This is a genomic window from Streptomyces sp. WP-1 (genome assembly GCF_030450125.1).
Classification (GTDB): Bacteria; Actinomycetota; Actinomycetes; order Streptomycetales; family Streptomycetaceae; genus Streptomyces; species Streptomyces incarnatus.
Genome location: NZ_CP123923.1, coordinates 7,469,775 through 7,482,351, shown reverse-complemented (window position 1 = coordinate 7,482,351; position 12,577 = coordinate 7,469,775). Strand labels below are relative to the sequence as shown.

Sequence of the window (12,577 nt, the reverse complement as noted above, 5' to 3'; positions counted from 1 at the left end):
AGGAGATACGTCAAATGCAGGATGCGTATTACAGCCCGTCGGTGGTCCAGACGGCCGTCGACCTGGCCAACACCTTGAGGCCGATCAAGGGAGAGGACGCGCTCAAGACCGTGGAGCAGCTCCGGAACTTCCTTGACGACCATCCCGCGGTTGAGCCTCCGACTTCGGCCGCGGACCAAGGAACAGGTCCGCGGCATCTCACCCGCGCCGACCTGGCGGAAGTCCGCGCGTTGCGCGAGACGGTGCGTGAGGTGCTCGAACGCGCGAACGCGGACGCGGTCGAAGCTGCGGCTCTGATCAACGACGGTCTGCGTCGCAGCCGCGCCACCCCGGTACTGCGCCACGAGGACGACCGCTGGTGGACCGAGGTGACCTCCGACACCGACCGCTACTCGGCGCACCTTGCCGCGACCATGCTCAGCGCGCTGGCCTCCGTGATCGCCACGCTCGGTCCCGCTCGTCTCGGCGTATGTGCCGGGCCGACCTGTCGGGCCACTTTCGTGGACCTCTCGCGCAACGGCTCGAAGCAGTACTGCACCCGAACCTGCGCACACCGGGCCAGCGTCGCGGCCTACCGGAGCCGGCGCAGCCCACGTTGAACGCCCGCGCCTGACCCTGCCAGGCCAGCGCTGGGGTTCCGTCCGAGCCCGCCTTCGGCGCACTCGCTCGGGCCGCCGAGGGCGTTCCGCGGATCCGCGCCACGCACTCCGGCGCTCCCTGCTCGCCCTGCCGATCAGCCTGCGCTCCATCAAGCAGACCGCGAGCGACGGTGACGGCCACCAGACCGTTCTCCCCCGCCGTCACCCATTCGACTGATGGTCGTTTCAGATGCGAATCATCACTCTGATGTGCAGAAGGTCTGGTGGCCTTCCTTGGTGAAGGCGGACGAGGTGAGGTCGAGCGGCGGAGTGGGCGGTGGGTGACAGGCCATCAGGGATGGTCACCTGGCGGAGAGTTCTCTCCCGGTCGATACCAGGTCAGGCCATCGGTGTGAGTGTCCCTGCGGCTGCCCGGACGAAGGACTCCACCGGGTTCAGGTAGGGGAGCTTGTCGAGCGGCTGGTCGGTGAAGAAGTGGCCGATCAGGTCGGCGAGTTCGGTGTCCCGTTCGATCTGGACGAGGTGGTCGGACTCCTTGATGGTGGTGAACCGGCCGCCGAGTTCCTTGGCGACGCTCCGGCCGATCGGGGGCGGGGTGATGGTGTCGAACTCCCCCGTGAACACCAGGACCGGGGCGGTGACATCCGGTTCGGGCACGCTCCAGGGGTGAGTGAGCAGCCGTTCGTGATGCACCATGTCCATGGCCAGCTCACGTTCGGTGAGGGTCGCGAACCTCTGGCGCATCAGCCGCGCCACGGCGGCCTTGCGGCGCACGAATCCGTGGCCGTCCGGGGCCATGAACTGCTTGACCATGTCCTGGGCCAGCGCGTCGAAGTCCCGGTCCTCGGCCATGGTGCGCCACCGTCCGGATGCCTCCCGGTACTCGGGGGAGGTCGTCCTGGCGGTGCCGCCCAGCATCAGGCGGGCGACGCTTTCGGGGTGCCGCTGCGCCAGGCGCAGGGCGATGGCGGCTCCGAAGCACGCTCCGAAGACGTTGACGCGGCCGAGGGACAGTGTCCGGGCGGTGTGCTGGACCGTGTCGGCCAGGAAGTCCATCCCGTGTTCGACCGGCAGCGGGTCCGCCTCCCCGTACCCGGGGAGTTCCAGGGTGACCACGGTGGTGTGGGGCAGGAGGCGCTGCTCGTATCGCAGCCAGGAGAAGCGATCCTGCGAGGAGCCGCCGAGGAGGATCAAGGGCTCGGTCGTCAGCTCCGGTCCGGTGCCCGTGTCGGGCGCGACGGCGGTGCGGACGAGGTACCCGTAGCCGTTGAAGTTCAGTCTGTGCTCCGTGGCCTCGCCGTACGAGGGAGAAGAGGTCATGGGCCGTGTGTAGCCGGGGGCCGCCGCCCGTATCCGGAGGTCGCGGGCCCGATCACTCGTATGGGTGAAACGTTGCCGCCGCAGGGCACAGTGGCACTGTTCCCCTCTTGGGGCACCGGTTCAGTGCCCATACTCGCCTGGATAAGAGTGCTGCTGGTGGCGTGGGGCAGCTACAGGGACGCGCGCCGCCGTACGCCGTGCTGAGCGTTCGCCTGCAGGCCACGGGGGTAGGGGTCACCCTCGTCACCTCCGAGCGGCTGGCCGCGCTATTCCGGCGCCACGGTGTTCCGGTGCGCGACCTGCCTCTGACCGAGCATGAGCAGTCCGCGCTGGCACCGGACCGGTTCGACCGGGGACAGGCCATCGCACGGCTGCGGCGGAGGAAGCGGAACACCCAGGGCCATCGCGCTCGTGGCAGCAGCGTCCACGGTAGCGGCAGCAGTTGACGCCATTGTCTGTTCATCCTGCCTGCCGCAGACCGCGGCCCGCCGCCCTGGCCCCGAGTATCCGCAGCTGCTCGGGCTTTTGACGCAGCAGAAACGCCGGTGACGGTACGGGGGACTGCGGCGGCAGGCGACCACGACCGCGCCCGCATCGAGGTGAGGGACCCGAACAACCGGACCCTGCCCGTCATCCGAGCCGCGACGGAGACGCAGGAGTACGGACGCGGACTGGCGCTCGTCGCGGCGCCGGCGGAGAGATGGGGAGCGGAACCGGGGTCAGACGGCAAGACGGTGTGGTGCGAGCTTTCCGCACCAGTCGTCCTGGGTCCCGGACACCGAGCCGGCACCGGGTGATGCCCGGCCAGGCGGACGACGCCCGACCCCGGAGGGGCACGCGCCAGTCCCGGTGCCGCCACGGCTACCGCGGCTGCCGCACCGGGACTCGGCCACCGCGGCGCCGGTGTCACGCCCTGGCGCGGGGGCCGACCAACTCCTCGTACAAGGCTCGGCGTTGCGGCGAGACCTCGTCGGTCTTGGCGAGTGCGCTCTCCCAGTCGCGCTGGATCTCGTCCAGGTAGGTTCGCCAGTCGCCGCTGGGGTGGGAGGCGCCCATCGCCCGCAGGTCGACGAGGCGTTCGTTCTTGCCGAGGCCGCCGGAGCCGACCTTGTCCGCCTTGTGACCGTGCAGGACCGACTCGGGGTTCGAGGTCGCCTCGGTGGAGCGGAAGTCGTGCTCGTAGCCGACCGGGCTGTCCGCGTGCGGTGCGATGGTCTCGATGCCGATCTGGAGGGAGCCGTCCTTCTCCGTGGTGGGGCGGTGGTAGACCAGCAGGACGTGGCCGTACGAGCCGTTCGGAAGGACCATGTTGCCGTTCCAGTCCTTGGAGCCGAATCCGCCGCCGGAGATGTCCTGGCCCCACAGCTTGGGGCTGGCGGCGCCGACGGAGAGCTTGTTCGTGAGGGACGCCTTGATGCCGCCCTTCTCCTCGAACTTGCCGGGCTTTTCCCCCTTGTTGGCGCCGATGGAGGTGCGGTGGGTGGCGAAGTCCCGTTCCGTCACGCCGTCCGCGGGCTCTCCCTTGGTGTCGTCCTTGGTCACGCCCAGGAAGTGCGGGAGCTGGTAGGCCGCCTCATCCTTCGAACTCAGAGCAGGTATACGGATGTTGACGCGACCGCCGTGGGCCAGCGCGCGGATGACGTCCTTCTCGTAGTCGGCTTCGTGCTTGCGCTTCGCCGGATCGTAGAGCTCCAGCCCGTGCCGCAGCACAAGGAGGATCTTGGTGAGCATCTCACGGCCCTGGGCGTCCTTCTTCGCGTAGTCGGGGGCCTTGCCCTTGCCCTTGCCCAGCGCGGCGCCCTCGGCCGGTACGGCATCCCCGTGCCGGCGCGCGTCGGCCATGCCCTCCGGATACAGGGTGTCGACGGCGGTGTCCCGGATCTGCTGGTTGCGCTCCTGCTCCAGGTCCTGCCGTTCCTCCGGCGTGGTGCCGGGCGCCTGGGTGAGCATGAACCGGCCGAGCGTGTAGGCCGGGTCCGTCGGCGTGTTGATCCCCGGGGCACGCAGGGCCGGGTGGTTCTTGCGGACGGCCAGGGTCGCGGTGAGGACGCGTTTGCCGGCGGCCAGTTTCAACCAGTCGCTGAACGGCCCCTCGGTGTACTTCTCGGCCTCGTCGTACGTGCCGATCCCCACGTCTTTGAGCCACCGCTGGTTGACCGAGGAGAGCTGCCTGATGTCCTCCAGGTCCTGATCGCTGAACGCCTCACCCCGCATCACCCTCCGGTCCAGGTTCTTCCGCAGCCGGGCGGGGCCCTGGACCATCCACTGCTCGGGCCACCACGTTCCGGGGGCGAAGATGTTCCGTTTGGACTTCTTCTGAACGGTGTTCTGCTCGATCGACTGGCTGAGGCGGGCGATGATCTCCTTGCCCTTGGGAGCCGCTTCCTCCGCCGGTCCGGCCGCCTCGGTGACGGACTCCTCGGCGGTGTCGGTCGGCCCCGTGCGCTGGACCGCCGTCTCCGCGGACCGGGCGTCAGCGTGACCGTGGCCCTCAACGGCACCCCGGCGGCCCGCTCCCTCACCCAGGACCGTGCTGGTGCCGCCGGAGCGCATCCGCGAGGCGTTGGACTCCGCCTCCCGTTCCTCGCCGTCGTCCGGGCGCGTCATGTTGAACCCACCGCCCGTCGGATGCCCGACCGAGGCCCGCTGCCGGTTGCGGACCGCGTGCGTCAACTCGTGGTCCAACGTCTGGGCGTCACCGCCCCCTTCACCGATCACGATGTCCTGGCCCACGGTGAACGCCCGGGCCTGAACGGCGGCTGCGGCCTGTGCCGCGGACGGGCCGGTGTGCAGCCGGACATCGGACAGGTCGGCCTGGAACTGCTCCTCCTTGCGGACCCGCGTCGCGTGGTCCAGAGGGCGGCCCGGCTCGCGCAGACCGGCCTCCACGTCGGAGCGGTCGGGAGCGTGCGAGCCCGCCTCGGCATCGGCGCGCTGCACGGCCTCCCCCCGGCGAGGCTCGTCCCCTTCCCGCTCGCGGCGCATCATCCTCAGCACCGCCTGGTTGCCGACGCTCGCCTGCAACCCCAGTAATCCGCCGGGCGCGGCCGGGCGGACGGTCTTTTCCCGGCCGTCCGCGGCTTCCGAACGCTTCCTGTCGTGCGCTCTCATCGATGCCCCTCACCGAGACGATGACATCGAAGGTAGAACCACCGGCATCGCATCCGGAAGCGCCGGCCGGCGGAGCGAAGGACCCCCTGTCCCGCGACGCGCGCCTCATCAGTGGCGTTGCACCATGCGGACACCCGTCCTGTCGTAACTCTGCCCGACAGGGCAGTTCATCTGCCTCTTCGGCTCATCCGCCTCTTCGGTGTCAGGATTTCGTCGGTACCGGCGCGAGCGCGTCGACCTGTGGCTGGTTCGCGGTGCCCCGCACGACGTCGACGGTGACGGTGGCGGCGCCGCTGTACGGCACGGTCGTCCTCCCCGCCGACGCGGGGGTGTTCCAGCGTGCACGCCCACCTGCTCGTCGCCGAACCGGCCGACCGGGACGCGCAGACGAGGAAGTTGTGGTCGGCGCCGCCGACCCTGCGGCGCTCCGTGGCCGGGAATGCGGCCGCGCTCCGTGTACCGAGGCCCGCGCGTGTGCTGGAGCCGGAACTGGCAACGGCGCGCACCGTGCGGCCGGGCCCCCGGACTGTGCGCAGGGCGCCGAGTGAGCGGGCAGCCCGCAGCCCGAGGAAACCGAGCAGCAGCTCCGGCAGCGCGTCGCCGAGATGGGGATGCGGCCGGCGGCCGCCGGTCAGCCGGCCGCGCCGTAGTCGGGCAGCAGCAGCCCGGAATGCGCCGCACGCCCCTCCTCCGCGCCCGCCGTCACCAGGGCCCGCGCCGCCGACGCGGGGTCCCGCACCACCGCGTTGCGGGCCTCCAGTTGCTCGCGTGTGGTGGGCGTGACCACGGTGCCGCCCCCGGTGGCCAGTGCCTGGTTGCGCTCCGCGAAGGGCCGCATCCGGCGCTCGTACGCGGCGAAGGCCTCCTGGTGGCCGGCGTGCGTGGCCAGCTCGCCGGCCAGGACGTAGGCGCCCACCAGCGCGACGCTCGACCCCTGCCCGGACAGGAACGAGGTGGCGTGCGCGGCGTCACCGGCCAGTGCCACCCGGCCGTGCGACCACTTGGGCAGGTGGATCTGGCTGACGATGTCGAAGAACAGGTCGTCGGCCTCCCGCATCGCCGCCACCAGGCGCGGCAGGTGCCACACCCGCTCCGGGAAGCGGGCCGCAACCAGCTCGCGCTGCGCCCGCGGGTCGCGGAACGCCTCGAAGGGGGGCGTCTCGCGGGTGAAGGTGAGGAAGCCGTGCAGCCGCTCGGACGGCTCGTGGGCGTACAGCACCGCGCTGCGGCCCGGCTCGTTCCAGATCGCGGCCTCGTGCTCGAGCCCGAACTCGTTCGGCAGGGTGAAGCCCGCGAAGACGTGCCCGAGGTAGTGGTGGAAGGGCTCCTCGGGGCCGAACACCAGCCGACGCGTGTTCGAATGCAGTCCGTCCGCCCCGATGACCAGATCGAAGCTGCGGCGGGCGCCGCTGTCGAACACCACGTGCACCGCGTCGCCGTCGTCGTCCAGCGTGGCGATGGAGTCCTCGAAGAGGAACTCGACCCGGTCGCGCAGCGGCGTGTACAGCACGTCGGCCAGGTCGCCGCGCCGGACCTCCAGGTCGAGGCCGGCCGCGCCGCCGGTCATCTGCTCGGGCGCGAGCGAGCCGACCGGCTCACCCGCCGCGTCGATGAACGTGATGCGCTGGGTGTCGACGTGCGCGGCCCGCAACCGCGGCAGCAGGCCCATACGGTCCAAGGCCTCGCGGGCGGTGCCGCGTATGTCGATGGCGTAGCCGCCGCCGCGCACGGTCGGGGCCTTCTCCACGACGGTGACCTCGAAGCCGTAGCGGTCGAGCCAGTGGGCGAGTGCGGGACCCGCGATGCTCGCCCCGGAGATCAGGACGCGGCGCACCGGGCGGGAGGTGCGAGACATGGTGGACCAAGCCTTTCGCCGGATGGAAGATGCCTACCTTAGGTATCCTTTTAAAGGTCATGCGGCAGTGGCCGACACGAACCCTCCCCGTCAATATAGATAACTGACTCAGGTATGTAAATGGAGGTGCCATGACCCCCGACTCCCCCGGGGCGTCCGGACCGGAGACTCCCCACTCCGACCTGCTCACCGTGTTGCCCCGGATCACCCAGCTCAGCGCCGCCTTCAGCAAGGGCCGCCTCGTCGAGCGGGCCGTCGAGGCGGCGGGCCTCACCCTCGACCGGCCCGCGATCGGCGTCCTGCTCTCTCTGCGCACGGCCGACGGGGCGCTGCGGATCGGCGAGATCGCCGAACGCATGCAGGTCGTCGGCCCGCACATCACCCGTCAGGTCCAGACCCTGGAGAAGCGCGGTCTGGTACGGCGCGTCGCGGACCCCCACGACCGACGCGCCAGCCTCGTCGAACCCACCGAGACCGGCCGGGAGGCGGCCGACCGGTACCTGACCTCGATCCTCGGCTGGTTCGCCGACGCGCTCACCGACTGGGCCCCGCAGGACCGCGACGACCTCGCCCGCCTGCTGACCCGGCTCGCCGACGACGTGACGGCCCGGCTGGCCCGGCTGGAGGACGAGGACTGAACACCGGGCCTGCCCGGGCCCCGGGCCGCGCTACGGGCGTCAGGCAGGCGCGAGTTGGGGAGCGGCGGCCTCCAACTCGGCGATGCCGCCCGACAAGATAGCGCGCACGTGCTCGGTGATGTGCTCCACCGGCCGGTCCCACGCCACCGCCAGGAGCCGGGCGGCATCCGCGTCGTCGTACCGGATGCGGGCCAGTCGCGGCCGGATTGCCGCCCGCCATCCCGTAGTCGGGCACGTCGCACGTGACCGCAGCGCCGCTGGCGACGAGCGCGCCATGGCCGATCCGCACTCCGGGCATCACCGTCGCGCCGTTGCCGATCCCGGCGTCGTGGCCGACGACCGCGTCCCCCGACCCGGCAGATTCGTCAGCAGGTCGAAGCGCTCGGACCAGGAGCCACCCATCGCGGGGAAGGGGGACGTGAGGGGCCGTCCATACGATGGCTGGCGCCATTCATGTCGACGCCGAAGTCCATGCTGCTGTCGTCCTGGGTGAACACGCTGAGCGTGTAGTCGTGGCCCGCACCCTCGAAGGCGCCCAGGCTGTGCACCCGCCAGCCGTGCGTGGCCCGCTCCAGCCAGCCGTTCTCGACGTGTACGGCGACGGTGGCGGGGCACCTGCCGGGGCCCCCGGCGCTGCTCGGGGACGACCTGGCCCATCAACTTGAGGCGTAGAAGAGGGAGTTGTCGCTCAGCACGCTGTTCTTGGCGGTGCCGAGCTGGAGCAGCTTCTGCTCGGCGGTGACGTTCTCCTGGGTGAGGCTCCGGTAGCCGTCGGCGCCGGGCACGGCCTTCGTCATGCCGGCGGCGGCCAGGAACCCCTTGGTCTTGGCGTCGCCGAGCCGCTTCCACAACGCGCTGATGGCGTCGTTGTCCGAGCGATCATGGCCGTGGCCGGATCGGACTCGATGTCGATCAGATACCGGCCGTTCTCCTTGGCGTCCCACAGCAGGGCCGCGAGCAGCTCGGTCACCTTGACGGTGCCGGCCGAGTCGAAGGCGGTGGTGGCCCGCAGCGTACGGGTGGTCTTCGTACCGCGGTCGTACAGGCCGACGGCGACCGTGCCGGTGCGGTTCGCCAGAGCGGCGGTAGATGTCCTTCGTCAGCTTGTCGGCGAGGCCGCCCTGGCCGACGTACAACTCACGGCGGTCAGTGCGGCGGTGACCGGGGCGGCCCTCACGGCCGACAGGAGCGCAGCGGCGCCGAGGTCGGCCGCGAGTGGGCCACCCCGGCCGGATATCCGGTAAGGCATGAAAAGTGCCCCCTTTGAGTTCCTTCGCACGAGGGCGTGTTCGCAGGACCCGGAATTGAGGACGACGCTGGGGTAACCGTGCGCGTACGGCTGACGCACCTGCCCCTTAACTGCCGTTTCAGGGCTGCTTGTTGAATCCAGCCGGAAGCGCCGGTGAAAGCGGCTTTCTTCCCTCCCTTTCCGTCACCCGGGCGTCACCGCCCGTGCAACTGCGGTAAAGAGCCGCTAAAGGAAGGGGTTTGACTCCCCCTCTGATCTTCCGGTGACGGCGCCTTTCGGGGAAAAGTGCCGCCCCAGAACCCACAAGGTTTTCACAGGAGATTCCCACCTTCGACCGGGCGGTGAATCTCCTGCGCTCCCCCACAGCGAAAGGCACTTTTCGTGCGCAGATCTCCCATATGCACGCTGACCGTCACGGTTGTCATGGCGTCGACAGCCGCATTGACCGCCGGCACGCTCGGCTCCGCCTCGGCCGCTCCCCACTCCACCCCGGCCGCTTCCCACGCGATCACGGCCTCCGCGTCGCGTACCGCCCCGGCTCACGTGGTGGCCGCCGCGAGCGCCGCCGCCCACGCCCACGCCACCGCGACCGGTGTCGGCCCGCACGACACCCTGAAGGCGACCGAGGCGCTGGTCGACCCCGACGGCAAGAAGCACGTCCACTTCGTCCGCACCCACCGCGGCCTGCCGGTGCTCGGCGCCGACCTGATCGTGCACCTGGACGCCCACGACACGTACCTCGGCGTCACCCGGGCGACCACCCGGACCATCGACCTCGCGAGCACCACGCCGAAGAAGTCCGCCGCCGCCGCGCGGACCGCCGCCGCCAAGGCGGGCAAGGGCACGGCGGGCAAGGCGAAGCTGGTCGTCAGCGCCCTCGCCGGGCACGCTCCCGCCCTCGCCTACCAGGTGCGGGTGACCGGCGGCAGCACGGCCGAGGGCACCGGCGCCCGGACGGTCGTCGTGGACGCCCGGACCGGCGCGGTCCTCAGCGACACCCCGGTCAGCGACCCCTTCCTCTCCCCCGGGACGCTCGCCAAGCTCCGCGAGCGGCACGCCGGTTCGTCGGCGACGGCCGCGCCCCGGCGCGACGCCGCGGCCCCGCTCCCCGGCCTGGCCGCGAAGGCGGCGGTGTCCGGCACGGCCGCGACCGGCTACTCCCTCTACGACGGCACGGTGTCCCTCACGGCCTCCCCGTACACGTACCAGGGCACCCGGTACTACATCCTGAAGGACCCGAACCGCGGCAACACCGAGGTGCGGGACGCCGACAACCAGGAGACCGAGAACTTCGACGACGGCTACCTCGCCGCCAGCACCAGCACCACCTTCGGCAACGGCTCCACCAGCGACCGCAACACGGCCGCCGTCGACGCCATGTACGGCATCACCAGCACCTTCGACTTCTACAAGAGCACCTTCGGGCGCAACGGCATCGCCAACGACGGCACCGGCGCGCACGGCATGGTCCACTTCGGCAACAAGGTCGGCAACGCCTTCTGGAACCCGGACTGCGACTGCATGCTCTACGGCGACGGCGACGGCAGCACCTTCAGGAACCCGCTGGTCGTGCTGGACGTCACCGGGCACGAGCTGACCCACGGCGTGGTCGGCGCCACCGCGAACCTCCAGCCGACCCGGGTCGACAGCCAGGGCAACCAGTACGGCGAGCCGGGCGCGCTCAACGAGTCGCTGGCCGACATCTTCGGCACCGGCGTGGAGTTCGCCGCCAACAACGCCAAGAACCCGCCGAACTACCTGATGGGCGAGAAGCTCGGCCTTTCCCAGGGCTTCCTGCGCCGCCTGGACCAGCCGTCGCAGGACCGCCTCGAAGGCACCATCGACTACTGGTCGTCGTCCGTCACCAACACCGAGGTGCACGCCGGCTCCGGTGTCTCCTCGCACGCCTTCTACCTGCTCGCGGAGGGCAGCGGCCGCAAGACGATCGGCGGGGTCTCGTACAACTCGCCGACCTACGACGGCGGTTCCGTCACCGGCATCGGCCGGGCCAAGGCGCTGAACATCTTCTACTACGCCCTGACCCGCTACATGGTCTCCACGACCACCTTCCATGGTGCCCGCATCGCCACGCTGAACGCCGCCAAGGACCTCTACGGCGTGAACAGCACCGAGTACCGGACCGTGGACCGGGCCTGGGCGGCGGTCAACGTGACCGCGAGCAACGGCTGATCATCCCTGCCGACGGTCGGTAGCGACCGCGCCGGCGCCGGGCCCCTCGGGCACCCGGCGCCGGCGCGTCGTGCGGTTCACGCCGCTTGTGCTGCTCGTGCGCTGATGCGCCCCCTCGCGCCTCTTACGCCGGCGCACTCGGCCCGGCGAGGCTCTGCGCCACGCCGCCGTCCCGCCGTGGGACGGGGGCGCGACCCTCGGGAGGGCATACCGATGGACAGTGGAACCGGCAGGACCTGCGGGCGTCGCATAGCGGCGGCGGCCGGGGCGGCGCTGCTGGCGGCGCTCGGCGCGGTGGCCGCCACGACGTCCCCGGCGGCAGCGGCCACCGGGGATGTCCTGATCGTCCAGAAGGGCAGCACGGGCAACCTGGTCTCCACCCAGACCTTCGTCTTCATCAAGGGCGTCACCGAGCAGGGCGACGGCGTCCAGGTGGGTGCCACCCAGTTCGCGGTCACGAACCTGACCGACCGGACCCTCACCCTGACCGAGAAGACCCCCGCCGGCGCCGTCGTCCACAGCGGCACGGCGGCCTCCGGCAGCGACGGCACCTTCGCGGTGACGGGCGGCGACACGGTGTTCCTGACGGTCCCGGCGAACTAGTACTGCGACGGTGCTTGCTGCGACTGCTGGCCAGATCGGTCGTTGGTGTGGTCATGGGTGGGGACCTTGCTGATGTCGGGTTGTGGGCGGGTGAACCGGAGGCTGTGCACGAGCGGTTCTTGCACCGTTTCAGGAGGCCGGAGCCTCGGGCGTCGGCGCTGGCGGAGGAAGCCGGCCATACGGGCCCTGACCGCATCCAGCGGATGCTGAACCGGATCGACTGGAAAGCCGATGAGGTACTCGATGACGTGCGCCAGTACGTGGTCGACAACCTCGGCGACCCCGACCCCCACCCCGACGCCGTCCTGGTCGCCATGTATGACACGGGCTTTTTGAAGAAGGGGACGCGGTCGGCCGGGGTGCGGCGACAGCACTCCGGCACCGCCCACCGCCGGGCGGAGGGAGAACTGCCAGGTCGGCGTCTTCCTGACCGATGCCACCGACCGCGGGCGGACACTGATCGACCGGCGTCTGTATCTGCCCACCTCCTGAACCGATGACCGTGAAAAGTGCCGCTGGGCCGACATTGACGACACCAGAGTCACCGACTATGTCGACGTCCGCTGATCCGCGTCACAACCGCGGCCTACCTGGTCGGTTCGCGCGGCCTGTCGTCGTACGTCAGCGGGTCAGCAGCAGGTTGGACACTGCTGCTGGGACGGCACGTCATCGACGTCACCGACCAGGTTCGGTCCGGCGAAACATGTGAATACCGGGTGATCTGGCAGACGACGAGTGGGCGCGGACCGCGCCGAATCTGCCGAAGTCCGGTCGCCGGGGCGGGCGATGGAACGACCACAGGACGGTGATCAACGGGGTCCTGCTCCGGACCTGCACCGGCATCCCATAGCGGGACCCGCCGGAGCGGTCCGGAAGGTGGAAAACCGTGTACGAGCGGCATCGCCGCTGGTCTGCGGACGGCACCTGGAACCGGATCTTCCAGGCCGTCCTGGCGGATGCCGACGCCGACGGGCGGATCGGCTGGAGCATGGTGAGCCTGGACTCCACGGTG

The 12,577-nt window shown here is 70.5% G+C and carries 8 protein-coding genes and 3 pseudogenes; 6 read left to right on the top strand and 5 right to left on the bottom strand.

Translation table 11 applies throughout. The annotated features are described in order from the left end of the window. Positions 1 to 14 precede the first annotated feature (14 nt). The gene (locus tag QHG49_RS33325) at positions 15 to 599 is read left to right on the top strand and encodes an ABATE domain-containing protein (RefSeq protein ID WP_301492525.1); all 585 of its coding nucleotides are present in this window, start codon (positions 15 to 17) and stop codon (positions 597 to 599) included. Positions 600 to 977: 378 nt separating this feature from the next. On the opposite strand, the gene QHG49_RS33320 is transcribed toward QHG49_RS33325, so the two are convergent. The 3 genes from QHG49_RS33320 to QHG49_RS33310 form a co-directional block, all read right to left on the bottom strand. Then, positions 978 to 1,919 carry an alpha/beta fold hydrolase gene (locus QHG49_RS33320; RefSeq protein ID WP_301492523.1) on the bottom strand — a complete coding sequence of 314 codons (942 nt, stop codon included), beginning with the start codon at positions 1,917 to 1,919 and terminating at the stop codon, positions 978 to 980. A 906-nt stretch (positions 1,920 to 2,825) separates the two neighbouring features. Continuing rightward, entirely contained in the window at positions 2,826 to 5,030 is a 2,205-nt protein-coding gene (locus tag QHG49_RS33315; RefSeq protein WP_301492522.1) for a DUF4157 domain-containing protein, read from the bottom strand. Between the two features lie 631 nt (positions 5,031 to 5,661). Next, positions 5,662 to 6,885: an FAD-dependent monooxygenase gene (locus QHG49_RS33310; protein ID WP_301492520.1), complete on the bottom strand. Its 1,224-nt coding sequence runs from the start codon at positions 6,883 to 6,885 to the stop codon at positions 5,662 to 5,664. A 131-nt stretch (positions 6,886 to 7,016) separates the two neighbouring features. Here QHG49_RS33310 and QHG49_RS33305 point away from each other — a divergent pair, with 131 nt between their 5' ends. Beyond that, entirely contained in the window at positions 7,017 to 7,523 is a 507-nt protein-coding gene (locus tag QHG49_RS33305; RefSeq protein WP_159707579.1) for a MarR family winged helix-turn-helix transcriptional regulator, read from the top strand. Between the two features lie 39 nt (positions 7,524 to 7,562). On the opposite strand, the pseudogene QHG49_RS33300 reads toward QHG49_RS33305, so the two are convergent. Continuing rightward, positions 7,563 to 7,978 (bottom strand): annotated as a pseudogene (locus QHG49_RS33300) (antibiotic acetyltransferase); the annotation flags it as partial. 3 nt (positions 7,979 to 7,981) lie between these two features. Beyond that, positions 7,982 to 8,772, bottom strand: a pseudogene (locus QHG49_RS33295) (hypothetical protein); the annotation flags it as partial. Between the two features lie 423 nt (positions 8,773 to 9,195). Here QHG49_RS33295 and QHG49_RS33290 point away from each other — a divergent pair. The 4 genes and pseudogenes from QHG49_RS33290 (at position 9,196) to QHG49_RS34240 (ending at position 12,415) form a co-directional block, all read left to right on the top strand. Further along, the gene (locus tag QHG49_RS33290) at positions 9,196 to 10,962 is read left to right on the top strand and encodes a M4 family metallopeptidase (protein WP_301492517.1); all 1,767 of its coding nucleotides are present in this window, start codon (positions 9,196 to 9,198) and stop codon (positions 10,960 to 10,962) included. Between the two features lie 213 nt (positions 10,963 to 11,175). After that, on the top strand, positions 11,176 to 11,565 hold the full coding sequence (locus QHG49_RS33285) for a hypothetical protein (protein WP_301492516.1): 390 nt from the start codon (positions 11,176 to 11,178) through the stop codon (positions 11,563 to 11,565). Between the two features lie 53 nt (positions 11,566 to 11,618). Then, a pseudogene (locus QHG49_RS33280) lies at positions 11,619 to 12,054 on the top strand (transposase); the annotation flags it as partial. 220 nt (positions 12,055 to 12,274) lie between these two features. Then, positions 12,275 to 12,415, top strand: coding sequence for a transposase (locus QHG49_RS34240; protein ID WP_370530596.1), 141 nt, complete (start codon positions 12,275 to 12,277; stop codon positions 12,413 to 12,415). The last annotated feature ends 162 nt before the right edge of the window (positions 12,416 to 12,577 follow it).